Source organism: Nocardioides hungaricus, from assembly GCF_054782915.1.
Genome location: NZ_BAAGRO010000053.1, coordinates 1 through 25,111 on the forward strand (window position 1 = coordinate 1; position 25,111 = coordinate 25,111).

Sequence of the window (25,111 nt, forward strand, 5' to 3'; positions counted from 1 at the left end):
CGTCAGCCCCGGCTGACCGTTGTGGACAACAAGCTGAGACTTTGGACAGCTCGGCTGCAAGCCAACATGGGATGGACCGCATCGTGGCACGCAGCGCGGCGCGCGCTGACTTACGCCGTTGGCTCAGCCCATCGACCCGCACTCCCGCAGAGTGCAGGACCAGCCGTCGGAAGTGTGGATCGTCAACTCGGGCGAGAACTCGGTTGCACCCGCCATCAGGTCCTCGATCGAGGTTTCGTCGCCCGATCGGACGGTCCTGGGGCCTTCATCGGTTTCGACGGTGACGGATCCGTCCTTGTTCTTTGTCACCCGCGGCGGGACATAGTCCGCGGGCATGGGTTGGGTCAGGTAGAACGCCGTGTACCCGTCGAGTCGCAGCATGCCGTCCACCTCGCCAGACCCACCATCCGGCGTCGACCACGTAATCCTCTCGGGGCTGCCGTCAACAAAACCCAGGACGACGTAGTGGTCGCTGTCGCCGGGCCGTCCGTTGACCAGCCCCGGACTGGCCCAGAACCTCGGCGCGCCAGGGTCGCTGGTCTCGGGCTGGAGCGCCCAAGCGGTGCGGTACACCTTCCCGTCAGCGCGATAGCCGGCCGAGAGTACCTCGATCCTCTGGCCGGCCCACGCGCCGGCACCCTGCGCGCGAGCGACATAAAGGATCTCCTCGGCGCCGTCCGGCAGGGTGTCGACCGACAGCTCGTCCAACAGCGCTCCGGTCTCCACGACCGAGCTCGGCGGGTCCACACAGGACAGGACACCGCAGCGGGACCCCGCAGTGCGCGGCGACACCGACGTTGACGTCGGCGCAGAGGCTGGGGCCATGTCGTCCGCGACGGGCGTCACACCGGGTCCGCCGGTGAGGATCAGCAGCGGCACCGTGACCACCGCGGCGGCTCCCAGCGCCACGCCACCACCAACGACTCGGCGACGGTTCCTGACCCGCCGACCGGAGCGAATCAGCGCCGGAAGGTCCGGCGGTCCGGCGTGAGCTGGGTCGGTCTCGACCATCCTGCGAAGTTCGATGGTGTCCTGGTCCGTCATCGGCTCGCTCCTTCGGTAGCAGTGGCTTGAACGATCGCGGCCGAACGCACCCGGGCCAGTGCTCGTGAAGCGGTGCTCTTCACCGTCCCCGTCGAGATGCCGAGGCGGTCAGCGACCTCGGCCTCCGGAGCGTCGAAGTAGTAGCGCCACACGATGATGGTGCGTTCGCGGGGAGACAACGGCGCAAGAAGTTCGGTGAGCTCACTTCGCTCCTCAACCGTGTGATCGGCCTGAACGGGACGGTCCGGGTCACGCTCAACCGGCACCGGACGCCGCCTGCGCAGACTGTCCAGATACGCGTTGATCACCGAGCGGCGCACGTACGCATAGGCATCGGCCTTGCGAACGGTGCGCCAGCGCGCGTAGGTAGAAGCCAGCGCAGTCTGCACGATGTCGTCGGCCTCTTCGGTGTTGTAACAGAGCAGGTACGCCGCCCGCCGAAGGCGGGGCCACGCAGCGACGACGAAGTCCTCGAAGTCCTCGAAGTCCAGGTCAGACTCGCGGCCTCGCTGCTCTCGCCTCACCGTGACGTCCCCTCGCTGATCGGTTGTCTCATCCAATCCCTACGCACCGGCGTGCGCCCAGGTTGAGTAACGATCACATCTGGGGAGTGCGTCAGGTTGGGTGAGACAGTCGCGGGGCCATCGGCTCATTGAATCTGACGCACAGCTGCCAGGAGGCTCACGATGTGTCAGATCAGATGGGACGGGACAGCCTCGTCAGCCGGATCCGTTCGTATCAATGACCGACACGCCCAGTTCCCGCCACGCCGCGAGCAGCCGAGCGTCTCCTGTCGCAGCAACCAGCTCGACATCGTCGAGTTCCACGGCCGACGCGCAGTGCACTGCGTCGTAGCCGCGAAGCGAGACCGAGCGGGCAATGACAGCGGCACTTCCCGCGAGTTCGGGGGTCAGGTCGACGACATCGACATCGGGCCAGATCGCGCCGAAGTTCGTCCACGCCTGGTCGTACTCCGAGGCTGAGATCCGCTCCTGACGCTCGGCCGTAGCCAAGGCAGCGGCCACCTCGACGTAGGCCAGTCTCGAGCTGGTGCGCCTATCGGCGTCATCCCAGATGCGGTGGCAAGTCTCTGTCGACGGCTCATCCACCAGGATCGGTACGATCGCTGAGGAGTCGAGGTAGACAATCAACGACGCTGCTCGTCGATCAGATCGCTGACGGTGCCGGATGTCTTGACCGGGGGCGGCAACGGCTGGCGTCGACGCCGGGCGGGCGTCACCTTGCCCTCTGCGATCAGGCGCTCGAGCTTGGTGGGAACGCCCACGGGGACGATCCGCGCGACAGGCTGCCCATGGTCGGTCACCGTGATCGAGTGGCCTTCGCGGACCGATGCCAGGTGACGACTCAGGCCATCGCGCAGCTCGCGAATCCCGACATCCATTGACAGCCTCCTTCTGGCCACATTGCATCCTTCGAATATGGCCATTCTGGCAGGCCATGCGTCCCACTTCAACGCGTCTCGTCACCACCTCGGCGCCTGCCCGTGGGGATCCTGCCAGCGTCGTGTCACTGGTAGCGGAAACGCGCCTGCAGGACCACGAGGTCCTCGTCGTCGACCAGATACACCAGCCGGTGCTCGTCGGTGATGCGGCGAGACCACGCGCCGGCGAACATGTGTCTCAACGGCTCCGGTTTGCCGATGCCGTCGGTCGGGTCCCTGAGCGCATCATCGATGAGCCGGTTGATCCGCTTGAGAATCTGCCGGTCGGCCTGAAGCCAGTGCTGGTAGTCGTCCCAGCCGTCCGGCGTGAAGACGAGCCATACTCGGCAAGTTTCCTGCTCGTACCCATCGCCCGACCTCGCTTGCTGAAGGCTCTCGAGGTCGTTGTTGACCTTCTCGATCAGCGGAAAGAGCCGCTTGCGGGCCTGGCTCGCAGTGACGGACATGGGTCTCCTCCAAGTCCCGTACTGTATACGATTCGGTAGCGCCTGGAACGGATTCAAGCGCTACGCTGGATGCATGGCAGCGGCAACGACGACTATCAAGGTCACTCCTCACGCACGCGACCGCATCAACGAGCGAGCACGCGCCCGGGGCCTCACCCCGGCGGCGCTCCTCGAGGCTCTGCTCGACGCCGACGACCGTGCCCAGCGCTTCGCTGCCGTGCGCGTCGGGTACGCGGCACTCCCGGTCGACGACGACTACTACTCCGAGGCCGCCGAGTGGGACGCCGCGAACACCGACGGGCTCGAGGGTGCCTGACCTCTCCTGCGGCCAGGTCGTCTGGGCCAACCTCAGCCCCGTCATCGGATCCGAGCAGGCCGGCCACCGGCCTGCCGTGATCGTCTCCGGCGACGACTATCTGGCCAGCGTGCCCAACGTCGTGGTCGTGCTTCCCGTCACCACGCGAGACCGCGGCCTGCCGAACCATGTCCGACTCGGCGGCAACCCGGGCCTCGGTCCGGACTCCTTCGCCATGACCGAACAGCCACGAACCATCGACCGGCGCCGCATTACCAAGTACGCCGGCCAGATCGATGTCGCCACCCTGCAGGAGATCCGCTCCTGGCTCGTCGACTTCCTCGACCTCGCACGCTGAGTGACTCCTCGCCACTGCATCCCGAGGAGAGTGTCGGGCGCATTACGGCCGGAAGCCGAAGCCGGTCTGGGTCAATCTGGACGATCGAGAGCTGAGCTGTCCCAGGTCCGCCACGGGACGAGGCTAGCTGCGAGCGAGATCGGTCTCAGCGCAGGCGCGGGTGCGGGTCGTGCCCATGCTCCGGGTCGGCCGCGAAGACCTTCTCGTAGAGGTCGTAGACGAACCACGCCTTCGCGTTGTTGTAGAGCATCGAGTCGGTGAAGCCGCGGGCGGCGACCTCCCGCTTGACTCCGGCGTACTGATCGCGGTCGTCGGGATGCGCGCGCAGCCAGTCGCGGAAGAGCAGGTGGCGCCGGGGCTCACGCGCGCCCGGCGAGAAGACGTGCAGGTTCGTGGCCGGCTCGGGGCCGCGGAGGAGGCGGTGCTCCTCCCAGTCGGGCTCGCGAACCCGCAGCACGAACCCCGCGGCGCGAAGGTCGGGGAGCCAGGCGTCCTCGTCCGCGGAGTCGGCGACGGTGAGGTCGACGTCGATCATCGGCTTCGCCCACAGTCCCGGCACGGCCGTCGAGCCGACGTGCGCGATCGCGAGCACCCGCTCCCCCAGGGTCGCACAGACCTGCTTGCGTACGACGACGTACCACTCCGGCCAGGCCGGGTCGGGAGCGACGACCTCGACCGGCGCCGGCGACCACGCGCCCACCTGGACGCGCGCGGCGTCGATCTCCTCCATCGACGGCGTCTCGTACGGGTGCCAGAGCGGATGGGTACGCACACCTCGACCCTAGGCGCCGTCTCCCCCAGGGCTGCAAGCCCTGACGGAGGAGGCCGAAGGCAGCTCGTCCCGCCTCGCATCACGAATGATGCGGCTATGATGCAGACATGCGGACGACGGTCGACCTACCTGCTTCGGTGCACCGCCGCGCCAGCGAGCTCGCGCGGGAGCGCCACCAGTCCCTGTCTGCTGTGGTCGCCGACCTGACCGTCCGCGGCCTCGCTGCCCTGGGCGAACCCGTGCAGGTGTCGACCGACCCGATCAGCGGTCTCCCCGCGGTCACCCTGGGGCGTCGGATCACCTCCGCCGATGTGGCGGACGCGGTGGACGACGAGTGACCGCCGTACTCCTCGACGCGAACGCGCTCATCGCACTCGCCATCGCCGACCACGAGCACCACGACAGGGCGGCCCGATGGGCGGCGGACGTCGAACGGATCGCCCTGTGCCCCATCGTGGAGGGCGCCCTCGTCCGCTTCCTCATCCGCACCGGCGAGAGCCGGGCCACGGCCGCGGCGATCCTCACCGCGATGCACGCCTCGCCCCGGTGCGAGTTCTGGGAGGACTCCATCTCCTACCGGACAGCAGAGCTGAGCCATGTCGTCGGCTACCGCCAGGTCACCGACGCCTACCTGGCCGCCCTCGCCGCGAGCCGGGGTGGCCGGCTGGCCACCCTCGATCAGGCACTCGCGACGGCGCTCCCCGAGAGCGTCGAGCTGATCGCGTGAAGCCGGGCGGCGTCGACCGACGTGGCCACACGACTCAGCCGCGGACGTACGCCGCCAGGTGCTGGCCGGAGAGCGTCTGCCTCTTCGCGGGCGCGGCCACGAGGTCGGCCGGGGTGCCCTCGAAGACCACGCGACCACCGTCGTGGCCGGCGCCGGGGCCGAGGTCGATGATCCAGTCGGCGTGGGCCATCACGGCCTGGTGGTGCTCGATCACGATGACGGACTTGCCGGAGTCGACGAGCCGGTCGAGCAGGGCGAGCAGGTGGTCGACGTCGGCGAGGTGCAGGCCGCTCGTCGGCTCGTCGAGGACGTAGACGCCGCCGTCCTCCCCCATGTGCATCGCCAGCTTCAGCCGCTGGCGCTCGCCGCCGGAGAGCGTGTTGAGGGGCTGCCCGAGCTTGAGGTAGCCGAGTCCGACGTCCTCCAGGCGCTCCAGGATCGACGCGGCCGCCGGCGTCCTCGCCTCGCCGGCCGCGAAGAACGCATGCGCCTCGGCCACCGGCAGGTCGAGCACCTCGGCGATGTCGAGCCCGCCGAAGCGCAGCTCCAGCACCGTCGCCTGGAAGCGCTTGCCGCCGCAGTCCTCGCAGGGCGTGGCGACCGTCTCCATGAACCCGAGCTCGGTGTAGACCATCCCGTTGCCCTTGCAGGTCGGGCAGGCGCCCTCGGAGTTCGCCGAGAAGAGCGCCGGCTTGACCCCGTTCGCCTTCGCGAACGCCTTGCGGATCGGCTCGAGGAGACCGGTGTACGTCGCCGGATTGGAGCGCCGCGACCCCTTGATCGCGGACTGGTCGACGTACACCACGCCCTCCTCCGCGGGGATGGAGCCGTGGATCAGCGACGACTTGCCCGAGCCGGCGACGCCGGTGACCACGCACAGCACGCCGAGGGGCACGTCGACGTCGACGTCTCGCAGGTTGTGCTCGCTCGCACCGCGGATCTCCAGCCGCCCGGACGGCGGGCGTACGTCGCCCTTGAGCTGCGCCCGGTGGCCGAGGTGCCGCCCGGTCAGGGTGTCGGAGGCCCGCAGCCCCTCGACCGTGCCCTCGAAGCAGACCGTCCCTCCCCCGGTGCCCGCCCCGGGGCCCAGGTCGACGACGTGGTCGGCGATCTCGATGGTCTCCGGCTTGTGCTCGACGACCAGGACGGTGTTGCCCTTGTCGCGTAGGTCGAGGAGCAGCTTGTTCATCCGCGCGATGTCGTGCGGGTGCAGGCCCACGGTGGGCTCGTCGAAGACGTAGGTGACGTCGGTGAGGGCGGATCCGAGGTGCCGGACCATCTTGGTCCGCTGCGCCTCTCCCCCGGACAGCGTGCCCGACGGCCGGTCGAGCGAGAGGTAGCCGAGGCCGATCTCGACGAAGGAGTCGAAGAGATGCAGCAGGCTCGCGACCAGCGGCGCGACGGACCGGTCGTCGATCCCCCGCAGCCACTCGACCGCGTCGGTCACCTGCATCGCACAGACGTCGGCGATGCCGAGGCCGGCGACCTTCGAGGAGCGCGCCGACTCGTTGAGCCGGGTGCCGTCGCAGGCGGGGCAGGTCTGGAAGACCGCGGCCCGCTCGACGAACGCCTTGATGTGTGGCTGGAGCGAGTCGACGTCCTTGCTGAACATCGACTTCCGGATCTTGGGGATCAGCCCGTCGTAGCTGACGTTGATGCCCTTGGCCTTGATCTTGGTCGTCTGCTTGTAGAGCAGGTCGTGGCGCTCCTTCTCCGAGTAGTCCTCGATCGGCTTCCGCGGATCGAAGAACCCGGACTCGATGTAGGTCGCCACCATCCACCCGTCCGCGGTGTACCCCGGGACCAGGATCGCGCCCTCGACCAGCGATTTGGACTCGTCGACGATCACGGAGAGGTCGAGGTCGGAGACGGTCCCGCGCCCCTCGCACTCGGCGCACATGCCGCCGAGGTAGACCGCGTCCTTGACGATCTTCTTCTCCCCCTTCGGCCCGGTCATCACCCCGCTGGCCCGGGTGGTGGGGATGTTGAACGAGAACGCCGTCGGCCCGCCGATGTACGGCTCGCCCAGCCGGCTGAACAGCGAGCGCAGCATGGCGTTGGCGTCGGTGACGGTCCCGAGCGTCGAGCGCGGGTTGGCGCCGAGGCGCTCCTGGTCGACGATGATCGCGGTCGTCAGACCGTCGAGCGCGTCGACCTCGGGGCGGGGCAGGTTGGGCATGAAGCCCTGGACGAACGTCGAGTACGTCTCGTCGATCAGCCGCCGCGACTCCGCCGCGATCGTGCCGAACACCAGCGAGCTCTTGCCCGAGCCCGAGACGCCGGTGAAGGCGCTCAGCCGGCGCTTCGGGATCTCGACGCTGACGTCGCGCAGGTTGTTGACGCGTGCTCCGGTCACCCGGATCAGGTCGTGGCGGTCGGCGGCGTGGGCGGTCATCCTCGGGGCGTCTCCTGGATCCGGACCATGTTGCCGGCGGGGTCGCGGACGGCGCAGTCGCGCATGCCCCACGGCTGGCCGGTCGGCTCCTGGACGATCTCGACGTCGCTCGCCTGCAGCGCTTCGAACGTCGCGTCCAGGTCGCCGGTGGCCAGCATGATGCTGGCGTAGGTGCCCTTGGCCATCATCTCGGCGATGGTCCGCCGCTCCTCGTCGGTGATGCCGGGGTCGGCGGCCGGCGGGTGGAGCACGATGTTGACGCTCGGCTGCCGGGGCGGCCCGACGGTGAGCCAGCGCATGCTCTCGTGGCCGACGTCGTTGCGCAGCTCGAAGCCGAGGGTGTCGCGGTAGAAGCCGAGTGCGGCCTCAGGATCGTCCTGGGGCAGGAAGGTGGTGTGGATGGTGATGTCCATGCGGCTCACGTTAGGGCCCGCTCCGCAGCCCGCGCTTCTCGATTCCTGACCGGTCGGGTGACCTTCCGCGTCTCGCACGACGGCACCCCGGCCATCGCCTCCCCGGCCTCCCGCCGGTACACGCTGGGAGGTACGCCGACCAGCTCGGTGAACCGGGTGCTGAACGTCCCCAGCGACTGGCAGCCCACCGCGAAGCACACGTCCGTGACGCTCAGGTCGCCGCGCCGCAGCAGCGCCATCGCGCGCTCGATCCGCCGCGTCATCAGGTAGGAGTACACCGACTCGCCGTACGCCTGCCGGAACTGCCGGCTCAGGTGGCCGGCCGACAGGTGCACGCCGCGGGCGAGGGCCTCGACGTCCAGCGGCTGCGCATACTCGCGGTCGATCCGGTCGCGGACGCGGCGCAGCAGGACGAGGTCGCTCCGAGTGGACACGGCTCGATGCTAGCGAGAGCTCACGACAGCTCGTCCTGGCAGGACTTCCAGTCGTTGGTGGCCTGGCTGACCACCCAGCCGCCGCCGTCGGTGCGCACCGCCTGCACCCACCAGCCGGCGCCGTCCTCGCTGCGGATGACGACCTCGTCCGGGTCCTTCTGGCCGGTGTCCTGGAGGGTCCAGGTCTCCTCCGACGGTGGCTCGCCGAGCTCCTCCGGCCCGGCGAGCCAGTCGTTGAGTGCGTCGATCGGGGTCGCGGCGCCCTGCTCGGAGAGGTCGACGTCGTAGGTCGCGCCCGTGCAGTCGCCACCGCCGCCGTCGCCGGAGCAGCCGGACACGAGCGCGGCGAGGACGATGAGCGCGGTCGCCGGAGCGGCGGTTCGGAGGAGCACGGGACCAGCATGGGGCACGCCGCGCCGCAGTGCCGGGCGGTTCGGCACCCGTGGCCCGGAAGGACTACCCCGACGCCACCCGTCCGGGGCATTTGTCCCGGAAACGCCGCGCGCCTCGCGGGAGCAGCCTTTACTTTCGGGTGCGATGTATCCGGTCCGTCCGACCGGTCTCCTCGTGAGGAGAGCGAGCGCGGACGTGATGATCGAGCATCGCTTGGGGGCATCGCCGAGGCACGAGAGGAGGTAGAGCCATGTGGGACACCGTCCAGGCGAACGTCGAGCACCTCACGCACGACATGCCGTGCCCACACTGCGGGCACGCCCTCCACGTCTACCTCGAGTGCGGGGACGGATGTGACTGCGTGCCCGTGCGGCCGAGCAGGCTCGCACAGCTCGCCACCGTCTGATACTCACGACCCAGTCACACCGTTCGACCACCCGACCCCCCCATCCGGTACGTCGGCCGGGCGCAGCGTCTCGGCGCCTCAGCCGACCGGGTCGACGGTCGCCACCCGCTTGAGCACGGGCAGTTCCGGGCGACCGTCGACCTCCTCCCCTGAGACATGCGCTGGGATGTGCCCGGCGTTCCACCACAACCGCAGGCCGGGCGGGCCGAGCTCCAGCACCGCCAGGTTGTTGTCGTACCAGGGACCGTGCGTGACCGACCACCGCAGCGGCTCCGGCGGCACCCGGCCGGCGCGCGAGAGCAGCCGGCCCGCCGCGCCGGTCAGCCGCCGCGCGGCGAGCGCGGTGAAGCCCCGCATCACCGGGGGCAGCGGGTTGCGAATCGGCGAGCACACCGCCTGGATGATCCGCGTGGTCGCCATGGCGTCACGGGGCCATGCCTCGGCGACGTAGCTGTGGTGCACGTCGCCGGACAGGAACGTGATCGTCCGCGGCGGCCGCCCGCGCCGCCCGGTGGCGACCTCGACCACGATCTCGGCGACGTCGCGGAACCCGCGCTGGAACGCCGCCCAGTGCTCCAGGTCCGCGGCCTGCCGGCCCCGCTCCCCCAGGCGCCGCCCCAGCGCCCCCCAGGCGCCTTCGGCGATCGACTCGCCGAAGGCCTCGATGTGGTGGATGCCCGGCGCCAGCAGGAACGGCAGCGAGGTCCCGATCAGCAGGTGGTCGACGTCGCCCCGGAGCTGGGCGTCGAGCCACATCAGCTCGCCGTCGTCGAGCATCGAGCGGCGGTCCGGCTCGAGCACCCGGGCCGCGCGCGAGTCGACGACGACCAGCCGCGCCTGGGTGTCGAAGTCGCGGGCGAAGCTCCACCGGTAGGTCTCCGGGTGCTGGTCGGCGCGGTCGGCCAGCGCGTCGATGTCCGCGGTGACGTCGAGCTCCTCGGGGCCGTCGTGCGCGGTGATGCGCTTCCACAGCTCGTCGGCGTGCCGCTCCCCGGGTCCGAGGTTGCCCAGGTGCTGGTAGACCCAGTACGACCCGAGCCCGCCGACGACCCGGTCGTGCCACCAGTCGGTGGCCTCCATCTGCTGCCGCCACGCCCAGCTGGTGTTCCAGTCGTCGCGGATGTCGTGGTCGTCGAAGATCATCGCGCTCGGCAGCGTCGAGAGCAGCCACCGGTTCGCGGGGTCGCACCACGCCAGCGCGTAGAGGTGCGCGTACTCGTGGAAGTCCCGGAGCTCGTACCACGGCGCCTGCTCCGGATCGCGCTCCTGCTCGATGAACCGGCGCATCGCCTCGCTGGTCTCGTCGGCGTACACCTGGTCGCCGAGGAACACGACCAGGTCCGGCCAGCGCTCGTCCTCGTCCTGGCTCGCGTCGGTGAGCCCGGCCATGTGCAGCGCGTAGGCGTGCAGCGCGTCGACGCCGAAGCGCGCGTTGCCCTCCGCGTCGTGCGGCACGCTGACGCGGCAGGAGCCGAACGCCAGCCGCAGCGGCTTGCCCGGCAGCAGCGTGGGGATGACCGACGGCGGGAAGTCCGCGAGGTCCGGGTCGGTCGACGGCCAGACCCGCGCGCCGCCGACGTCGACGGTGTACGGCGTCTTCGACCCGGGCTCGAGGCCGGTGATCTCCACCAGCGCGTAGTGGTGGCCGTGGGCGCGGAAGGTGCGGGCCGAGGCGCGCCGCTCCCCCGCGGTGACGGTGACCTCGGCAGCCGCCGAGGTCTCGACCCACACGGTCGCGGAGGTGTCGTCGACGTACCGAAGGAGTGGTCCCAGCACCAGCATGGTCAGAACCTAATACGCTGTGGCCCATGTCGACCCCCGCGAAGCCCACCGGCTCGTCCGCTCCGGCTGTCCCGGCGGCGCCCGCCGCCCCGCTCGAGCCGGTCCCCGTGCTGGCTCCGGTCGGCTGGCTCCTCGTCCTCGCCGCCGGCATCGGCCTGGTCCTCGCCACCTGGCTGCTCTACCCCAAGGACTACGACGGCATGTGGGCCGGCTACCGCGGCGGCGTCATCGGGACGGTCGTCGTGCTCGGCGCGATGGCCCTGAACAGCTCCCTCCCGAAGCGGCCGTTCCTCGGCCTGATGGCGCTCAGTGGCATCCTGCTCGTGCTGTTCGGGATCTTCCTCGACAACTCGACCGCGGTGTTGATCTCCGAGGTCGTGTCCGGCGGCATGCTCCTCGCGGGCACCGCGCTCTACACCAGCGGCCACCGGGGCTGAGCAGGGCTCAGGGCTCGATCAGCACCTTCACCGCGCGCCGCTCGTCCATCGCCGCGTACCCCTCGGTGGACGCCTGGATGGTCGGGTCGGGGACGTCGCTGACCGGATGTCGCGGGGACCGTCGATGGTCGTCGCTCGCATGCCGGCCATCCTTCCAGCCCTCCCCCGGCTCGCCGGCGACACCCGACTCGGGCTGAGTTGCCTTATCTCATATGTGAGTTACCGTGGATCTCATGAGCGAGGGATACAAGGATCGGATCGGGAACCTCATCCGCGACGCGCGCAAGCACCGCGGCCTGACCCAGCACCAGCTCGCCGATCTGCTCGGGACCAGCCAGAGCGCCATCAACCGGATCGAGAAGGGGCACCAGAACCTGTCCCTGGAGATGCTCGCCCGGATCGGCGCCGCCCTCGACTCCGAGATCGTCGCCGTCGGCGCCGGCCCGACCCACCTGCGGATCACCGGCCCCACGACGCTGTCCGGCGAGATCGACGTCAAGACCTCCAAGAACGCCGGCGTCGCGCTGCTGTGCGCGACCCTCCTCAACCGGGGCCGCACCACGCTGCGCAAGGTCGCCCGGATCGAGGAGGTCAACCGGCTGATCGAGGTGCTCACCAGCCTCGGCGTCCAGTGCCGCTGGCTCAACGAGGACAACGACCTCGAGATCGTGCCGCCGAAGGCGCTCGACCTCGACCACGTCGACGCCGAGGCCGCGCGCCGTACCCGCTCGATCATCATGTTCCTCGGCCCGCTGCTGCACCGCGCGGACGCCTTCCAGCTCCCGTACGCCGGCGGCTGCGACCTCGGCACGCGCACCGTCGAGCCGCACCTGTCGGCGCTGCGGCCGTTCGGCCTCGAGGTGAAGGCGACCGAGGGCCACTACCACGCCGCGGTCAACCGCTCGATCGAGCCCGGCCGGCCGATCGTGCTCACCGAGCGCGGCGACACCGTCACCGAGAACGCGCTGATGGCCGCCGCACTGCACCCCGGCACCACGGTCATCCGCAACGCCTCGTCGAACTACATGGTCCAGGACCTGTGCTGCTACCTCGAGCGCCTCGGCGTGCGGATCGAGGGCATCGGCACCACGACGCTCACCGTCACCGGCTGCGCGGACATCGACGTCGACGTCGACTACGCGCCCAGCGAGGACCCGATCGAGGCCATGTCGCTGCTCGCCGCCGCGATCGTCACCAACTCCTCGATCACGATCCGCCGGGTGCCGATCGAGTTCCTCGAGATCGAGCTCGCGCTGCTCGAGGAGATGGGCTTCCAGTACGACCGCTCCGAGGAGTACGTCGCCCTCAACGGCCACACCCGCCTGGTCGACCTCACCACCCGGTCGTCGATGCTGCACGCACCGCTGGACAAAATCCACCCGATGCCGTTCCCCGGCCTCAACATCGACAACCTGCCGTTCTTCGCGGTGATCGCGGCCGTCGCCGAGGGCCAGACGCTGCTGCACGACTGGGTGTACGAGAACCGGGCGATCTACCTCACCGACCTCACCAAGCTCGGTGCGAAGGTCAAGCTCCTCGACCCCCACCGGGTGATGATCGAGGGCCCGACGTCGTTCACCGGCACCGAGCTCGTCTGCCCGCCCGCGCTCCGCCCGGCCGTGGTCATCCTGCTGGCGATGCTCGCCTCGAAGGGCACCTCGGTCCTGCGCTCGACGTACGTCATCCACCGGGGCTACGAGGACCTCGCCGAGCGCCTCAACCAGCTCGGCGCCTCCATCGAGACGTTCCGGGATATCTGAGGCGGGTCGCGGGCGCCCTGAGCGTCCGACTATCGGTCGGTGGTTTGGTCACCAACCGCACGTTCCGCGGCCGAAATGTTGCGGTTTGGTCACCAACCGCAGAGCTGGACGCCCGCGACGGCGACAACCCCGTCCGTCAGTCGAACAGCGTCTCCACCCAGGCGCGCGGGGTCGGCCGGCTGGCCGGTGGGGCGGCCATGTCGGCGGTGATGCGCGGCATCGGGGCGGTGTGCTGGCCGGCGTGGCGGTGCCAGTCGCTCTCCGACTCGATCAGGGCGCCGAGGTCGGCACGGGCGAGGAAGACGCCGTGCCCGTCGGGGCACTGGCTGAACTCGCCGTCACCCAGCGAGGCGCTCAGCGCCCGCGTGACCATCTCGGTGCCGCAACGAGGACAGGTCAAGCTCTCCATGGGACGACGCTACCGCCCCGCCGGTCGTCCCGCGCGGTCGACCGGCCGTGAATACTGCTCCCGTGGTCACGTCGCACACCGGGTTCGCCTACCTCGACGACCCCGGGCCAGTGCTCGCGTTCGCGCACCGCGGTGGCGCCTACCACCCGGAGATCGAGGGCCTGGAGAACACCCTGGCCGCGTTCCGGCACGCGGTGGCGCTCGGCTACCGCTACCTGGAGACCGACGTCCACGTGACCCGGGACGGCGTGCTGCTGGCCTTCCACGACTCCGTCCTCGACCGGGTCACCGACCGCGAGGGCGAGGTAGGCGCGCTGAGCCTCGCCGAGGTCCGCGAGGCGCTGGTCAACGGCCGCGAGGCGGTACCGACGCTGGCCGAGCTCTTCGACGCCTTCCCGAGCGTCCGCTTCAACATCGACCTCAAGTCCGAGGGCGCCGTGCCCGCGCTCGCCGACTTCGTCTCCGCCCGCGAGGCCTGGGACCGGGTCCTCGTCGGCTCCTTCTCCCGCCGGCGTACGGCGCGCTTCCGGGAGCTCACCGGAGGGCGGGTGCCGACCTGTGCGACGCCGGTGGAGATCGCGGCGTACCGACTGTTGCCCAGCGCGCGCCTGGCTCGACTGCTCACCCAGAGCCGCTTCCAGGCATTCCAGGTCCCGCACCAGCGCCGGCGCATCACCGTCGTCACCCCCGGCTTCGTCCGCCGCGCGCACGCGGTCGGCCTGCAGGTGCACGTCTGGACGATCGACGACGCCGCGGAGATGAACACTCTGCTCGACCGGGGCGTCGACGGCATCTTCACCGACCGGACCGACATACTCAGGGACGTGCTGGTCGCACGCGGCAGATGGAGGGGTGATCCATGACGAGCACCCTGCCCGAGAAGAAGGCGGAGCAGCGGGCCTGGTACTGGTACGACTGGGCCAACAGCGCCTTCGTCACCACGACCGCCGCGGTGCTGTTCGCGCCGTATCTCACCTCGGTCGCCGAGAGGGCCGCCTGCGGCTTCGTCACCGACGAGGACAAGGGCGTCAAGTGCACGACCGACCTGCAGGTGCTCGGCCTCGACGTCTCGGCCGGCTCCCTGGTCTTCTACATCGTCACGGTCTCGACGATCCTGTCCGCCGTCGTGCTCCCGATCGTCGGCGCGATCGCCGACCGCAGCCCCCGCAAGCCGCGGCTGCTCGGCGGCTTCGCCTGGGCCGGCAGTGCGTTCGCCGCGGCGATGTTCCTGGTCGCCGGCAGCAGCTGGCAGCTCGGCGCCGTCCTGCTGCTGCTCGCCACGCTCTGCCTCGGCGCCAGCCTGGTGGTGTACGACGCGCTGCTGGTCGATGTCGCCGAGCCCGACGACCGCGACCGGGTGTCCTCGCGCGGCTGGGCGCTGGGCTACCTCGGCGGCGGCCTGCTGCTCGCCGCCAACTTCGTGCTGCTCACCGTGATGAGCGACAACACCGAGATGGCCGTGCGGATCAGCCTGCTCTCGGCCGGCGTGTGGTGGGCGGTGTTCACGATCATCCCGGTCCGCGGCGTCCGGTCCCGGCCACCGGTCAACGCCGTCGCCGGGCGGGGCGCGGAGTCCGGCGGCCTGATGAGGGCGAGCTTCGGCCAGCTGTGGCACACCCTCCGCGACCTCCGGCGCTACCCCGTCACGCTGACCTTCCTGGTCGCCTACCTCTTCTACAACGACGGCATCCAGACGGTCATCTACGCCGCGTCCGTGTACGGCGAGAAGCAGCTCGGCTTCGAGAAGAGCACCGTGCTGCTCGCCTTCCTCGTGGTCCAGTTCGTCGGCATCGGCGGCGCGCTGCTCTTCGGCCGGTTCGCCCGTCGCCGCGGTGCCTACCGGGTGATCCTCACCGGCCTGTTCATCTGGCTCGCGGTCGTCGTCGCGGGCTGGCTGACCCCCGACGAGAACCTGGTGCTGTTCCTGGCCCTGGCGGTCGCCATCGGCGTGGTCCTCGGCGGCACCCAGGCGCTCTCACGATCGTTCTACAGCCAGCTGATCCCGCGGGGCCGGGAGGCGGAGTACTTCTCGCTCTACCAGGCCTGCGAGCGTGGCACGAGCTGGATCGGCACCCTGGTCTTCGGCTTGGTCCACCAGTGGACCGACTCCTACCGGCCGGCGCTGCTCGCCCTCATGGTGCTGTTCGTGATCGGCATCGGGTTCCTCCTCCGGGTCGACCCGAGGCGCGGCATCGCGGAGGCCGGCAACCCGCTCCCCCGGGTCGTGTGATCCGGTGTCCTCAGCCTGAGAGCACCGGCTGAGGACACCGGGCGAACGCCGCGGTCGCGGCGATTCTCGGAATCTTGCTCCTCCCCGTACCGTTGAACGGGTTGAGGCGTGCACCTCCTGGGTACAACCCGGGCAGGGAACCGACGTCATGGACGCTCGCAGCACACGTCTCGGACACGCCAACGGGGGAACAGAGAATTCGGGAGGTGGCTCAATGGCAGAGCGCACGCTACGGGGAGCGCGGCTTGGGGGCCAGAGCTTCGAGGACGAGCGCGGCATCGAGTTCGCGGCTCGCCAGCAGGTCGGCTACCGGTGCCCGCAGGGGCACGAGTTCGAGATCACGATGTCGGTCGAGGCCGACGTCCCGGCGGTCTGGGAGTGCCCGCGCTGCGGCGCGGAGGCCCTCAGCGTCGCCGGCATCCAGCCCGAGGCGAAGGCCGAGAAGCCGGCCCGCACCCACTGGGACATGCTGCTCGAGCGCCGTTCGGAGAAGGAGCTCGAGGACATCCTCAAGGAGCGGCTCCAGCTGCTCCGCGACGGTGAGATCGGCCCGGCGCACCTGCACCGCGCCAACCAGAAGAAGCGGAGAGCCTCCGCCTGACGACTCAGTCCTCGTCGACCACCTCGCCCCGGACGACCGGGCCCTCGGGCCCGCGTCCGGGGCGAGTCGCGTCCAGGACCGTGATCCGCCGGGCGACCACCGCGGCGAGCGCCCGCCGGAACAGCGGTCGGGTGAACGGCAGGATCAGCAGGATGCCGAAGGCATCGGTCACGAACCCCGGCGCGAGCATCAGGGTGCCGCCGACGAGGATCAGCGCGCCGTCGGCGAGCTCGGTCGCCGGCATCCGGCCGTCGCCCAGGGCATCGCGCAGGGCATCGCGCAGCGACCGCCACGCGCGAGCGCCCTCGTGCCTGATCAGCCAGGTGCCGAAGACGCTGTCGGCGACGAGCAGCAGGACGGTCCACCACGGCCCGATCACCTGGCCGACCTGGATGATCACGTAGATCTCCAGGATCGGCAGCAGGACGAACACCGTGAGCAGCACGGCGGTGACCGGGCCGCTGCGGCGGCGTACGGCGCTCATCTCCTGCCCCACGCGCGGCGCAGCTGGTCGCGGCGCTCCCGCAGCCCCCAGGCGGTGATCCGGCGCAGCGACTCGGTCGCGACCGAGCCGCTCATCTTGGAGTCGCCGCGGATCCGCTCCACGAACTCGATCGGGACCTCCTTCACGACCAGACCGGCCGCCAGCGTGCGGGCGACCATGTCGGTCTGGAACACGTAGCCGGTCGACCGCACCGACGCGAGGTCGATCCTCTCCAGCGTGGCCCGCCGGAACAGCCGGTAGCCGGCGGTCGCGTCGCGCACCCTCACCCCGAGCAGCAGCCGCACGTAGAGGTTGCCGCCGCGCGAGAGCAGCTCGCGCTGCAGCGGCCAGTTCACGACCGCCCCGCCGGGAACCCAGCGCGACCCGATCACGAGGTCGGCGGTCTCCAGGGCGGCCAGCAGCCGGTCGAGCTGCTCGGGCTGGTGGGAGCCGTCGGCGTCCATCTCGCCGATCACGTCGTACCCGGCGTCGAGCGCGACCCGGAAGCCGTGGAGGTACGCCGCGCCGAGCCCCGCCTTCGCCGTACGGTGCAGCACCTGCACCCGGGGGTCGGCGGCCGCCAGCCCGTCGGCGATCGCGCCGGTGCCGTCCGGCGACCCGTCGTCGACGACGAGGACGTCGACGTCCGGCTGCGCGGCGCGCACCCGCCCGACGATCCACGCGAGGTTGTCCGCCTCGTTGTACGTCGGGACGACGACGACCACCCGGCCCAGACTCGGGTGGTCACTCATGTCGTCGCCGTCCCGCTCGTGGCGACGACCGGGACGAGGGGCGAGACGGCCAGGACGCGGAGCAGCACAGTCAGAAACTACCCGGCGGCGGGCGGAGAGAGGTCGGAAGGGACCCGCACCCTTCGGTCCAGTCCGCCTCCGACCGGCTGCCGGGGACGAGGCTGTTGTCTAGGGGACGCGGGTCTCCTCCGAGTCCACCCTCGGGGGCGGACCGACCTCCGCGAACCAGGTCTGACGGATGGCTGGCACTCCCACCCTCCGACCCGGCCACTCGGACGTCGGTACGCCGACCACGATCTGCACGGGCGAACGGCACCGAGACTGGATCGCGACGGGTGGGATCGTCAAGAGCGACCTGACCTGCGCAGATGCGCGAAGGCGCAGGTCAGGGAGGTGGTTCGGAGTCGGAAATCGGGGCGAATTTCCGGAGCGCTGTCGGCGTGTCGCAGACGACACGCCGACAGCGGTGCGATGGCGGCGTCCTCAGCCGGGGACCACGACGGTCCCGGTGGCCGTGGTCGCCACGATCGGCTCCTCCAGGACGAGCGCGGCCCCGGGTCGCTCCGCCGTCGCCGCGCCCCGGGCGACCACGTGCACCGCGAACGCCATCACCCGCGACCGGGTGCCGACCCGCACCAGCTCGCAGCTGATCTCGAGGACGTCGCCGGCACGGACCGGCGCCTGGAACTGCACGTCGGAGTACGACGCGAACAGCCCCTCGTCGCCGTCGGTGCGGATGCACATCTCGGTGGCGACGTCCCCGAACAGGCCGAGACTGTAGGCGCCGTCGACCAGGTTGCCGGCGTAGTGGGCGTGGGAGTACGGCACGTAGCGGCGGTGGACCACCTTCATGCCGACCTCGGCCGATGACTGGGCCGATGACTGGCCTGATGACTGGCCTGATGACTGGGCGCTCATGCCGCTGCTCCCGTGCTGGCGAGGCGGTGAACCAAGTAGGACGCGACCTCGCCGGGCGTCGTACCGCGGGTGAAGACGCGGTCGACGCCGAGCTCGCCGGCCATCGACTCGTCGAAGCGCGGTCCGCCGACGATCAGCAGCGGCCGTTCGTCCGACGGGTAGGACTCGCGGAACGCCGCGGACATCTCCCGGGTGTTGAGCAGGTGGGCGTCGCGCTGGGTGACGACCTGGGAGACGAGCACCGCGTCGGCCCTCTCGGCCCGCGCGCGCTCGACGAGCTGCGGGACGGAGACCTGGGCGCCGAGGTTCACCACCTTGAGCTCGCGGTAGTACTCCAGGCCCTTCTCCCCCGCGAAGCCCTTGACGTTGAGGATCGCGTCGATGCCGACCGTGTGTGCGTCGGTGCCGATGCAGCCGCCGACGACGACCAGCCGGCGGCGCATCGCCCGCTTGATCGCGGCGTTCGCCTCCTTGGGGGTGAGCAGCGGGTAGTCGCGCTCGACCACCTCGACCTCGTCGAGGTTCACCAGGTGGTGGACCCGGCCGTAGACCACGAAGAACGTGAAGTCCGGCCCCATCGGCTTGACGTGCACGACCAGCGCCGGGTCCAACCCCATCTTGGCGGCGAGCTGGGCGGCGGCGCCCTCGGCGACCTTCGCGTGCGGGCCCTGCCCGTTGACGGGCAGGGTGAAGCTGACCTGCACCATGCCGTCGCCGGTGGTGTCGCCGTACGGACGGACGAGCTGGCTACTCATGCCTTGGCCTCCAGGATCTCGGTCGCCGGGTTGTAGTAGGCGCTCGACTTCCTCGCGACGCCATCGAGGCCCTTGCCGGCGTCCTGCGGGCGCTTCATCAGGCCGAAGGTGCCGTCCGCGATCGCATCGAGCAGACCCTCTTCGCCGATCTTCGAGAGCAGGTCGATCGACTCGCCGAGCACCTGACGCGCGCGCTCGGCGATGAAACCGTCGGGCGACGGACGGAGGTCCTCGTGCAGGCTGCCGGCGGCGTTCAGGACATAGCGGACGTTCTGGAGCGCGAGGTCGCGGTCGGAGAGCCACGGCGTCACGACGGCCTCGGTCATCATGCCCACGAGCAGGATGCCCTGCCCAGTCAGGGCGCCGGCGAGGTTGAAGAACCCGTCGAGCAGGTAGCCGCGGAACACGTCGCCGGTCATGTGGCGAGTCGGCGGCATCCACTTCAGCGGCGCGTCCGGGAACAGCTCGCGGGCGAGCATCGCGTGGGCGAGCTCGAGGCGGAACGAGTCCGGTACGTCCGGGTCGATCTCGAAGGCGTGGCCCAGGCCGAGCTGCCAGTCCTCGAGGCCGGCCTCCTTGGCGAAGTACTCGTTGAGCAGCTGGCTGGTCGTCACCGTGTGCGCGGCCTCGACCGCGTCGGCGGTGGTGAGGTAGTTGTCCTCGCCGGTGTTGATGATGATGCCGGCGCGGGCGTGGACCTGGCGGCTGAAGCGCTGGTCGACGAACGTGCGCACGGGGTTGATGTCGCGGAAGAGGATCCCGTACATCGAGTCGTTGAGCATCATGTCGAGCCGCTCCAGGCCGGCGAGCGTCGCGATCTCCGGCATGCACAGGCCGGAGGCGTAGTTGGTGAGCCGGACGTAGCGGCCCAGCTCGCTGCTGAACTCGTCCAGCGCGGCCCGCATCAGCCGGAAGTTCTCCTGGGTGGCGTAGGTGCCGGCGAAGCCCTCGCGGGTCGCGCCCTCGGGCACGAAGTCGAGCAGGCTCTGGCCGGTCGAGCGGATCACCGCGATCACGTCGGCGCCCTCGCGCGCGGCCTGCTGGGCCTGCGGGATGTCCTCGTGGATGTCGCCGGTGGCGACGATCAGGTAGATCCACGGCGTGCGCGGGGCGTCGCCGAAGCGCTTGATCAGGCGCTCCCGCTCGGTACGGCGCCTGTCGATGAGCTTGATGCCGCGGCCCACCTGGGCGCGGGACGCCCGGCGGGCGCGGTCGGCGGCCCTGCCCTCGGGCAGCCGGAAGGTGACCGAGCCGGCCGACGCCTTCTCGGCGAGCGCCGCCAGGTCGTCGGCCTCGCCGCGGAGCAGCGCGTCCCAGACGGGTAGCGCGACGCCGTGCTCCAGACCGGTGTCGGCGCGGACCACGTCGAGGAGGCGGTTCACCCACGGCGTGCCGTCGGGGTCGGCGCCTTCGAGGCCGGCCAGGCGCAGCGTGGCCCGCTCGACGGCGACCGTGGTGTGCCTCCTCGCCATCGTCACGATCGGCCGGCCCGCCTTGCGCGCGAGCGCGCGGGCCTGCTTGACGGTGCGCGGGTCGAGGTCGAGCTTGCCGCTCATCCCAGCCTCCTCTCGAACAGGTCGCGCACGCCGGGCGTCTCCCGGAGCAGCTCCAGGGCGTACGCCGCGTGGCCGGGCGCGTAGCCGTTGCCCACCAGCATGGTGACATCGGCGGCCAGCCCCTCGGCGCCTAGCGCGGCGGCGGAGAACGACGTGGCCATCGAGAAGAAGACGACCGTGCCCCGGTCGGCGGTCGCCAGGATCGCGCCGCCCTCGCATCCGGGCACGTCGACGCAGACGACGGTGACGTCGGCCGGTCCTCCGGCGGCGGTCACCGCGTCGCGCAGCGCGATCGGGTTGCGGGCGTCGGCGACGACGACCTCGTCGGCGAGCCCGGTGCCGGCGAGGAGGTCGGCCTCCGGCCGGTGCGGGACCACGCCGATGGTGCGCTCCGCGCCGGCCCGGCGGGCCGCGGCCAGGCTGAGCGAGCCGGACTTGCCGGCGCCGCCGATCACGGCGACCACCGGGGCGTCGTACTGCTCCACGACGCGCGCGGTCAGCGCGGGAGCGCCGCACACGTCCATGACCGACAGGCTCAGCTCGGCCGGCAGGTCGTCGGGGAGGACCGCCGCGACGGAGCGGCCGAACAGCACGGCGTACCCGTCGCAGGGCACCTGCTCCCCCAGCCCGTCCCACCCCCGCAGCTCGTCCTCGATGACGAGCGGCGTCAGCGTGAGCGAGACGAGCGTGGCGACCCGGTCGCCGACGGCGAGGCCGAGCGGCGACTCCGGGCCGACCTCCTCGACGGTGCCGACGAGCATGCCGCCCGAGCCGGTCTCGGGGTTCTGCATCTTGCCGCGGGCGCGGACGATGTCGAGGACCTCGGCGCGGACCCGCGCACCGTCGCCGGCGTGCTTTTCCTCCAGCTGGCGATACGACGCCGCGTCCAGGTTCAGCCGCTCGACCCGGACCCGGACCTCGTCGGGCCACAGCTCGCGGCGGGTGTCGAGCCGGTCGGCGGCCTGCGGTAGCCGGACGCTGCCGTCGACGCTGGCGTCGAGCACGCGGTGCAGGCCGGTCGGATCGCTGGGAACATCTCGCACATATGGATCGTAGCGAAAGATTATCCGGCGTGGCATTCGACAGACCGGAGAATCGCCGCCTACAGTGGCTGAGTGACCATCGAGATCGCCAACGCTGCGCCGGATCTCTGGGAGTCGGATCTCTGGGAGGGGTCCGGCCAGCCGTACCCGTACCGCCGCGTGGAGCTGGTCGAGCCCGACTGGACCCGGTTCCCGGGCTGGCGGGACGTCACCACCGCCGAGTGGGAGTCCGTGCAGTGGCAGCGCGCGCACTGCGTCAAGAGCGTCCGGCAGCTCCGCGAGCTGATGGGCGACCTGCTCGACGAGCGGTTCTACGCCGACCTCGAGCGCGACCAGGCCGAGCGGGCGACCATGTCGATGCTGGTGCCGCCGCAGATGATGAACACGATGGTCCCGCACGCTGGGGACGGACAAGGGCCCTCCGGGCCGGGCTCGCTGACCGAGGAGTTCTACGCTGACCCGGTCCGCCGCTACATGATCCCGGTGTTCTCCGACCGGCGCACGGACTGGTCCTCGCACCCGCACGCCACCCGCGACTCGCTGCACGAGCACGACATGTGGGTGGCCGAGGGCCTGACCCACCGCTACCCCACCAAGGTGCTGGCCGAGCTGCTGCCCACCTGCCCGCAGTACTGCGGCCACTGCACCCGCATGGACCTGGTCGGCAACTCCACCGCGACGGTCGAGAAGTTGCGATTTGTGACCAAACCGCAAGACCGGCTCGGCGCGATGCTCGACTATCTGCGGCGTACCCCCTCGGTGCGCGACGTGGTGGTCTCCGGCGGCGACGTGGCCAACATGCCGTGGGCCCGTCTGGAGGACTTCCTCACCCGGCTGCTCGAGATCGAGAACATCCGCGACATCCGGCTCGCCACAAAGGCGCTCGTCGGACTGCCCCAGCACTGGCTGCAGGACGACGTGCGCGCCGGCATGGCGCGGGTGGCGGGGACCGCTCGGGCGCGCGGCGTCTCGATCGCGATCCACACCCACGCCAACCACGCCAACTCGATCACCCCGCTGGTCGCCGACGCGGCCAAGGCGATGCTCGAGGCCGGCGTCCGCGACGTGCGCAACCAGGGCGTGCTGCTGGGCGGCGTCAACGCCGACCCGCACGCGCTGCTCGACCTGTGCTTCCGGCTGCTCGATGGTGCGCAGATCATGCCGTACTACTTCTACCTGTGCGACATGATCCCGTTCTCGGAGCACTGGCGGGTCTCGGTCGCCGACGCGCAGCACCTGCAGCACCACATCATGGGCTATCTGCCCGGCTTCGCGACCCCACGGATCGTCTGCGACGTGCCGTTCGTCGGCAAGCGCTGGGTGCACCAGCTCGCCGGCTACGACACCGAGCGGGGCATCTCGTACTGGACGAAGAACTACCGCACCTCGATCGAGGCGTCCTCCTCGGACGCCCTGACGAGGACCTACGAGTACTACGACCCGATCCATACTCTCCCGGCCGCCGGGCAGGAGTGGTGGGCTCAGCACGCCGACCTCTCCTCGGCCGACCTGAAGGCGGCCGAGGTCGCCGAGGCGTCGCGCCGTACGGCTGCCCTCCATGCCTGGTGATCGCGGGCCAGCATGATGTGGATTGGTCACCAACCGCACGTCTTCGGCCCGGAATGTTGCGGTTGGTGACCAATCCACATGCCGCCGACCGCGCCTCCCGAACGGGCAAGATGCGCCGACTCGCGGGTCAGTTGATCGGGCGGCCCTCGTACGGGGTGGAGAGGACGATCGTGGTCCGCGTGGAGACGTTGGCGGCGGCGCGGATCCGGGCGAGCAGGTCCTCGAGGTCGGTGGGGGTGGCGACGCGCACCTTGAGGATGTAGGACTCGTCGCCGGCGACCGACCAGCACGACTCGATCTCCGCGATGGCGCGCACGCGCTCCGGGGAGTCGTCGGGCTGCGAGGGGTCGATCGGGCGGATCGAGATGAACGCGGTGAGCGGCAGGCCGAGCTGCTCGTGGTCGATGGTCGCGCCGTACCCCGTGATCAGCCCGCGCGACTCCAGCCGCTTGACCCGCTGGTGGACGGCGGAGGTCGACAGCCCGGTCGCCTTGCCGAGGTCGGTGAAGGACATCCGGCCGTCGGCGGCGAGCAGCCCCAGGATCTTGCGATCCGTGGCTTCGAGCTCTGACTGGTTCACGCGAGCAGGGTAGCCGCCCGTGGCAGGATGCGGGGCGTGACTGGCCAGCCCGGACGACTGATGCTCCTCGACACCGCCTCGATGTACTTCCGGGCCTTCTTCGGCGTCCCGGAGATCAACGCCCCGGACGGTACGCCGGTCAACGCGGTGCGCGGGCTCCTCGACTTCGTCTCGCGGCTGGTGGGCGACTACCGGCCCAGCGACCTGGTCTGCTGCTGGGACAACGACTGGCGGCCGCAGTGGCGGGTCGACCTGCTGCCGTCGTACAAGGCGCACCGCGTCGCCGCCGAGCGCTCGGACGCGCCCGACGTCGAGGAGGTCCCCGATCCGCTCGAGGTGCAGGTGCCGATCATCCGCGAGGTCCTCGACGCCTTCGGGATCTGCGTGATCGGCAAGGACGACTACGAGGCCGACGACGTGATCGGCTCGTTCGCCGCGCAGGCACGCCAGCCGGTCGACATCGTCACCGGGGACCGTGACCTGTTCCAGCTCGTCGACGACGACCGCGACGTGCGGGTGCTCTACATCGCCCGCGGGGTCGGCAACCACGAGCGGGTGACCAACGAGTGGGTGCGCGCCAAGTACGGCATCGACGCCCACCAGTACGCCGACTTCGCGACCCTGCGCGGCGACGCCTCGGACGGCCTCCCCGGTGTCGCGGGTGTCGGTGAGAAGACCGCGGCGACCCTGCTGGGGCGGTTCGGCGACATGGACGGCATCGTGGCCGCCGCGCTCGACCCCGACTCCGACCTGGGTCCGGGCCCCCGCGGCAAGGTCAGGGCCGCGGCGGCGTACCTCGAGATCGCGCCGCAGGTGGTGGCGGTCGCCCGCGACCTCGACCTCGGCGCGCCGCCCACCGCGCTCCCCCGCGAGCCGCGCGACCTGGCGAAGGTGGCCGAGCTGGGCGAGCGCTGGGGCATCGCGAGCCCCGTGCAGCGCCTGACGGAGGTGCTCTGCGATGCCCGCTGACGAGCCAGCTCGACCGTCCGGTCGATGACGTCGCGACCGGCACGGCGTCGGAAGCATCCGCGGTTTGGTCACCAACCGCAGATCGGGAGCGCTCCCAGCTGCGGTTGGTGACCAAACCGCG

The 25,111-nt window shown here is 70.6% G+C and carries 31 protein-coding genes; 12 read left to right on the top strand and 19 right to left on the bottom strand.

Annotation, left to right across the window (positions count from 1 at the left end):
* Window positions 1-123: 123 nt before the first annotated feature.
* The 5 genes from ACYVKX_RS19265 to ACYVKX_RS19285 form a co-directional block, all read right to left on the bottom strand.
* Window positions 124-1,044 (bottom strand): hypothetical protein, encoded by a 921-nt coding sequence (locus ACYVKX_RS19265; protein WP_460835296.1) that lies wholly within the window; start codon window positions 1,042-1,044, stop codon window positions 124-126.
* Window positions 1,041-1,568, bottom strand: coding sequence for a SigE family RNA polymerase sigma factor (locus ACYVKX_RS19270; protein ID WP_460835297.1), 528 nt, complete (start codon window positions 1,566-1,568; stop codon window positions 1,041-1,043). Before ACYVKX_RS19270 ends, ACYVKX_RS19265 begins: the two co-directional genes overlap by 4 nt.
* Window positions 1,569-1,763: 195 nt before the next feature.
* Window positions 1,764-2,195, bottom strand: coding sequence for a type II toxin-antitoxin system VapC family toxin (locus tag ACYVKX_RS19275; protein ID WP_460835298.1), 432 nt, complete (start codon window positions 2,193-2,195; stop codon window positions 1,764-1,766).
* A complete protein-coding gene (locus ACYVKX_RS19280; RefSeq protein ID WP_460835299.1) occupies window positions 2,192-2,446 on the bottom strand; it encodes a type II toxin-antitoxin system Phd/YefM family antitoxin in 255 nt (84 codons plus the stop codon). The genes ACYVKX_RS19275 and ACYVKX_RS19280 overlap by 4 nt, the downstream gene beginning before the upstream one ends.
* 125 nt (window positions 2,447-2,571) lie before the next feature.
* The gene (locus ACYVKX_RS19285; RefSeq protein ID WP_460835300.1) at window positions 2,572-2,952 is read right to left on the bottom strand and encodes a Txe/YoeB family addiction module toxin; all 381 of its coding nucleotides are present in this window, start codon (window positions 2,950-2,952) and stop codon (window positions 2,572-2,574) included.
* Between the two features lie 73 nt (window positions 2,953-3,025).
* Between ACYVKX_RS19285 and ACYVKX_RS19290 the strand changes: the two genes are divergently transcribed.
* Window positions 3,026-3,268: a hypothetical protein gene (locus tag ACYVKX_RS19290; protein ID WP_460835301.1), complete on the top strand. Its 243-nt coding sequence runs from the start codon at window positions 3,026-3,028 to the stop codon at window positions 3,266-3,268.
* Window positions 3,261-3,605: a type II toxin-antitoxin system PemK/MazF family toxin gene (locus ACYVKX_RS19295; RefSeq protein ID WP_460835302.1), complete on the top strand. Its 345-nt coding sequence runs from the start codon at window positions 3,261-3,263 to the stop codon at window positions 3,603-3,605. Before ACYVKX_RS19290 ends, ACYVKX_RS19295 begins: the two co-directional genes overlap by 8 nt.
* A 145-nt stretch (window positions 3,606-3,750) precedes the next feature.
* On the opposite strand, the gene ACYVKX_RS19300 is transcribed toward ACYVKX_RS19295, so the two are convergent.
* Window positions 3,751-4,377: a GrpB family protein gene (locus ACYVKX_RS19300; RefSeq protein WP_460835303.1), complete on the bottom strand. Its 627-nt coding sequence runs from the start codon at window positions 4,375-4,377 to the stop codon at window positions 3,751-3,753.
* 107 nt (window positions 4,378-4,484) lie between these two features.
* Between ACYVKX_RS19300 and ACYVKX_RS19305 the strand changes: the two genes are divergently transcribed.
* Window positions 4,485-4,715: a hypothetical protein gene (locus ACYVKX_RS19305; protein ID WP_460835304.1), complete on the top strand. Its 231-nt coding sequence runs from the start codon at window positions 4,485-4,487 to the stop codon at window positions 4,713-4,715.
* Window positions 4,712-5,104, top strand: a complete 393-nt coding sequence (locus ACYVKX_RS19310) for a TA system VapC family ribonuclease toxin (RefSeq protein ID WP_460835305.1) — start codon at window positions 4,712-4,714, stop codon at window positions 5,102-5,104. Before ACYVKX_RS19305 ends, ACYVKX_RS19310 begins: the two co-directional genes overlap by 4 nt.
* Window positions 5,105-5,138: 34 nt before the next feature.
* Here the strand turns inward: ACYVKX_RS19310 and ACYVKX_RS19315 are convergent, their stop codons facing one another.
* The 4 genes from ACYVKX_RS19315 to ACYVKX_RS19330 are packed head-to-tail and all read right to left on the bottom strand — an operon-like array spanning window position 5,139 to window position 8,738.
* The gene (locus ACYVKX_RS19315) at window positions 5,139-7,499 is read right to left on the bottom strand and encodes an ATP-binding cassette domain-containing protein (RefSeq protein WP_460835306.1); all 2,361 of its coding nucleotides are present in this window, start codon (window positions 7,497-7,499) and stop codon (window positions 5,139-5,141) included.
* Window positions 7,496-7,912, bottom strand: a complete 417-nt coding sequence (locus ACYVKX_RS19320; RefSeq protein WP_460835307.1) for a VOC family protein — start codon at window positions 7,910-7,912, stop codon at window positions 7,496-7,498. Before ACYVKX_RS19320 ends, ACYVKX_RS19315 begins: the two co-directional genes overlap by 4 nt.
* 5 nt (window positions 7,913-7,917) lie before the next feature.
* Window positions 7,918-8,346, bottom strand: coding sequence for a helix-turn-helix transcriptional regulator (locus ACYVKX_RS19325; RefSeq protein ID WP_460835308.1), 429 nt, complete (start codon window positions 8,344-8,346; stop codon window positions 7,918-7,920).
* 20 nt (window positions 8,347-8,366) lie between these two features.
* On the bottom strand, window positions 8,367-8,738 hold the full coding sequence (locus tag ACYVKX_RS19330) for a hypothetical protein (protein WP_460835309.1): 372 nt from the start codon (window positions 8,736-8,738) through the stop codon (window positions 8,367-8,369).
* Window positions 8,739-8,989: 251 nt separating this feature from the next.
* Between ACYVKX_RS19330 and ACYVKX_RS19335 the strand changes: the two genes are divergently transcribed.
* Window positions 8,990-9,145: a hypothetical protein gene (locus ACYVKX_RS19335; RefSeq protein ID WP_460835310.1), complete on the top strand. Its 156-nt coding sequence runs from the start codon at window positions 8,990-8,992 to the stop codon at window positions 9,143-9,145.
* Window positions 9,146-9,223: 78 nt separating this feature from the next.
* On the opposite strand, the gene ACYVKX_RS19340 is transcribed toward ACYVKX_RS19335, so the two are convergent.
* On the bottom strand, window positions 9,224-10,927 hold the full coding sequence (locus ACYVKX_RS19340) for an alkaline phosphatase D family protein (protein ID WP_460835311.1): 1,704 nt from the start codon (window positions 10,925-10,927) through the stop codon (window positions 9,224-9,226).
* Between the two features lie 26 nt (window positions 10,928-10,953).
* On the opposite strand from ACYVKX_RS19340, the gene ACYVKX_RS19345 reads away from it, so the two are divergent.
* Together ACYVKX_RS19345 and ACYVKX_RS19350 are read left to right on the top strand one after the other, a co-directional pair.
* Window positions 10,954-11,364: a hypothetical protein gene (locus tag ACYVKX_RS19345; RefSeq protein WP_460835312.1), complete on the top strand. Its 411-nt coding sequence runs from the start codon at window positions 10,954-10,956 to the stop codon at window positions 11,362-11,364.
* 233 nt (window positions 11,365-11,597) lie between these two features.
* Window positions 11,598-13,124 carry a UDP-N-acetylglucosamine 1-carboxyvinyltransferase gene (locus ACYVKX_RS19350; protein ID WP_460835313.1) on the top strand — a complete coding sequence of 509 codons (1,527 nt, stop codon included), beginning with the start codon at window positions 11,598-11,600 and terminating at the stop codon, window positions 13,122-13,124.
* Between the two features lie 136 nt (window positions 13,125-13,260).
* On the opposite strand, the gene ACYVKX_RS19355 is transcribed toward ACYVKX_RS19350, so the two are convergent.
* The gene (locus ACYVKX_RS19355) at window positions 13,261-13,533 is read right to left on the bottom strand and encodes a TFIIB-type zinc ribbon-containing protein (protein WP_460835314.1); all 273 of its coding nucleotides are present in this window, start codon (window positions 13,531-13,533) and stop codon (window positions 13,261-13,263) included.
* Window positions 13,534-13,595: 62 nt separating this feature from the next.
* Here ACYVKX_RS19355 and ACYVKX_RS19360 point away from each other — a divergent pair, with 62 nt between their 5' ends.
* From ACYVKX_RS19360 to ACYVKX_RS19370, 3 genes are all read left to right on the top strand, one after another.
* Complete coding sequence (locus ACYVKX_RS19360; RefSeq protein ID WP_460835315.1) at window positions 13,596-14,396, top strand: glycerophosphodiester phosphodiesterase; 801 nt, start codon at window positions 13,596-13,598, stop codon at window positions 14,394-14,396.
* Window positions 14,393-15,763, top strand: coding sequence for an MFS transporter (locus ACYVKX_RS19365; RefSeq protein WP_460835316.1), 1,371 nt, complete (start codon window positions 14,393-14,395; stop codon window positions 15,761-15,763). Before ACYVKX_RS19360 ends, ACYVKX_RS19365 begins: the two co-directional genes overlap by 4 nt.
* Window positions 15,764-15,977: 214 nt before the next feature.
* The gene (locus tag ACYVKX_RS19370; protein ID WP_460835317.1) at window positions 15,978-16,364 is read left to right on the top strand and encodes an RNA polymerase-binding protein RbpA; all 387 of its coding nucleotides are present in this window, start codon (window positions 15,978-15,980) and stop codon (window positions 16,362-16,364) included.
* A 4-nt stretch (window positions 16,365-16,368) separates the two neighbouring features.
* Here the strand turns inward: ACYVKX_RS19370 and ACYVKX_RS19375 are convergent, their stop codons facing one another.
* The 6 genes from ACYVKX_RS19375 to kdd form a co-directional block, all read right to left on the bottom strand.
* Window positions 16,369-16,848, bottom strand: a complete 480-nt coding sequence (locus ACYVKX_RS19375; protein WP_460835318.1) for an FxsA family protein — start codon at window positions 16,846-16,848, stop codon at window positions 16,369-16,371.
* A complete protein-coding gene (locus tag ACYVKX_RS19380) occupies window positions 16,845-17,600 on the bottom strand; it encodes a polyprenol monophosphomannose synthase (RefSeq protein ID WP_460835319.1) in 756 nt (251 codons plus the stop codon). The genes ACYVKX_RS19375 and ACYVKX_RS19380 overlap by 4 nt, the downstream gene beginning before the upstream one ends.
* 483 nt (window positions 17,601-18,083) lie before the next feature.
* Entirely contained in the window at window positions 18,084-18,452 is a 369-nt protein-coding gene (kal, locus tag ACYVKX_RS19385) for a 3-aminobutyryl-CoA ammonia lyase (RefSeq protein ID WP_460835320.1), read from the bottom strand.
* 62 nt (window positions 18,453-18,514) lie between these two features.
* A complete protein-coding gene (kamE, locus tag ACYVKX_RS19390) occupies window positions 18,515-19,273 on the bottom strand; it encodes a lysine 5,6-aminomutase subunit beta (protein ID WP_460835321.1) in 759 nt (252 codons plus the stop codon).
* Complete coding sequence (kamD, locus tag ACYVKX_RS19395) at window positions 19,270-20,829, bottom strand: lysine 5,6-aminomutase subunit alpha (RefSeq protein ID WP_460835322.1); 1,560 nt, start codon at window positions 20,827-20,829, stop codon at window positions 19,270-19,272. The genes kamE and kamD overlap by 4 nt, the downstream gene beginning before the upstream one ends.
* Window positions 20,826-21,872 (bottom strand): L-erythro-3,5-diaminohexanoate dehydrogenase, encoded by a 1,047-nt coding sequence (gene kdd / locus ACYVKX_RS19400; RefSeq protein ID WP_460835323.1) that lies wholly within the window; start codon window positions 21,870-21,872, stop codon window positions 20,826-20,828. The genes kamD and kdd overlap by 4 nt, the downstream gene beginning before the upstream one ends.
* A 78-nt stretch (window positions 21,873-21,950) precedes the next feature.
* Between kdd and ACYVKX_RS19405 the strand changes: the two genes are divergently transcribed.
* A complete protein-coding gene (locus tag ACYVKX_RS19405; RefSeq protein WP_460835426.1) occupies window positions 21,951-23,441 on the top strand; it encodes a KamA family radical SAM protein in 1,491 nt (496 codons plus the stop codon).
* A gap of 127 nt (window positions 23,442-23,568) precedes the next feature.
* On the opposite strand, the gene ACYVKX_RS19410 is transcribed toward ACYVKX_RS19405, so the two are convergent.
* Window positions 23,569-24,021, bottom strand: coding sequence for an Lrp/AsnC family transcriptional regulator (locus ACYVKX_RS19410; RefSeq protein WP_460835324.1), 453 nt, complete (start codon window positions 24,019-24,021; stop codon window positions 23,569-23,571).
* Between the two features lie 60 nt (window positions 24,022-24,081).
* Between ACYVKX_RS19410 and ACYVKX_RS19415 the strand changes: the two genes are divergently transcribed.
* A complete protein-coding gene (locus ACYVKX_RS19415; protein ID WP_460835427.1) occupies window positions 24,082-24,990 on the top strand; it encodes a 5'-3' exonuclease in 909 nt (302 codons plus the stop codon).
* The last annotated feature ends 121 nt before the right edge of the window (window positions 24,991-25,111 follow it).

Bases quoted from the DNA above. Each gene is read 5' to 3' on its own strand.
- ACYVKX_RS19415 (WP_460835427.1), top strand. From the start codon at position 24,082: ATGCTCCTCGACACCGCCTCGATGTACTTCCGGGCCTTCTTCGGCGTC.
- ACYVKX_RS19345 (WP_460835312.1), top strand. From the start codon at position 10,954: ATGTCGACCCCCGCGAAGCCCACCGGCTCGTCCGCTCCGGCTGTCCCG.
- ACYVKX_RS19280 (WP_460835299.1), bottom strand. From the start codon at position 2,446: ATGGATGTCGGGATTCGCGAGCTGCGCGATGGCCTGAGTCGTCACCTG.
- ACYVKX_RS19290 (WP_460835301.1), top strand. From the start codon at position 3,026: ATGGCAGCGGCAACGACGACTATCAAGGTCACTCCTCACGCACGCGAC.
- ACYVKX_RS19285 (WP_460835300.1), bottom strand. From the start codon at position 2,952: ATGTCCGTCACTGCGAGCCAGGCCCGCAAGCGGCTCTTTCCGCTGATC.
- kal (WP_460835320.1), bottom strand. From the start codon at position 18,452: ATGAAGGTGGTCCACCGCCGCTACGTGCCGTACTCCCACGCCCACTAC.
- ACYVKX_RS19365 (WP_460835316.1), top strand. From the start codon at position 14,393: ATGACGAGCACCCTGCCCGAGAAGAAGGCGGAGCAGCGGGCCTGGTAC.
- ACYVKX_RS19335 (WP_460835310.1), top strand. From the start codon at position 8,990: ATGTGGGACACCGTCCAGGCGAACGTCGAGCACCTCACGCACGACATG.
- ACYVKX_RS19375 (WP_460835318.1), bottom strand. From the start codon at position 16,848: ATGAGCGCCGTACGCCGCCGCAGCGGCCCGGTCACCGCCGTGCTGCTC.
- ACYVKX_RS19380 (WP_460835319.1), bottom strand. From the start codon at position 17,600: ATGAGTGACCACCCGAGTCTGGGCCGGGTGGTCGTCGTCGTCCCGACG.
- ACYVKX_RS19315 (WP_460835306.1), bottom strand. From the start codon at position 7,499: ATGACCGCCCACGCCGCCGACCGCCACGACCTGATCCGGGTGACCGGA.
- kamE (WP_460835321.1), bottom strand. From the start codon at position 19,273: ATGAGTAGCCAGCTCGTCCGTCCGTACGGCGACACCACCGGCGACGGC.
- kamD (WP_460835322.1), bottom strand. From the start codon at position 20,829: ATGAGCGGCAAGCTCGACCTCGACCCGCGCACCGTCAAGCAGGCCCGC.
- ACYVKX_RS19355 (WP_460835314.1), bottom strand. From the start codon at position 13,533: ATGGAGAGCTTGACCTGTCCTCGTTGCGGCACCGAGATGGTCACGCGG.
- ACYVKX_RS19305 (WP_460835304.1), top strand. From the start codon at position 4,485: ATGCGGACGACGGTCGACCTACCTGCTTCGGTGCACCGCCGCGCCAGC.
- ACYVKX_RS19350 (WP_460835313.1), top strand. From the start codon at position 11,598: ATGAGCGAGGGATACAAGGATCGGATCGGGAACCTCATCCGCGACGCG.
- ACYVKX_RS19370 (WP_460835317.1), top strand. From the start codon at position 15,978: ATGGCAGAGCGCACGCTACGGGGAGCGCGGCTTGGGGGCCAGAGCTTC.
- ACYVKX_RS19265 (WP_460835296.1), bottom strand. From the start codon at position 1,044: ATGACGGACCAGGACACCATCGAACTTCGCAGGATGGTCGAGACCGAC.
- ACYVKX_RS19340 (WP_460835311.1), bottom strand. From the start codon at position 10,927: ATGCTGGTGCTGGGACCACTCCTTCGGTACGTCGACGACACCTCCGCG.
- ACYVKX_RS19320 (WP_460835307.1), bottom strand. From the start codon at position 7,912: ATGGACATCACCATCCACACCACCTTCCTGCCCCAGGACGATCCTGAG.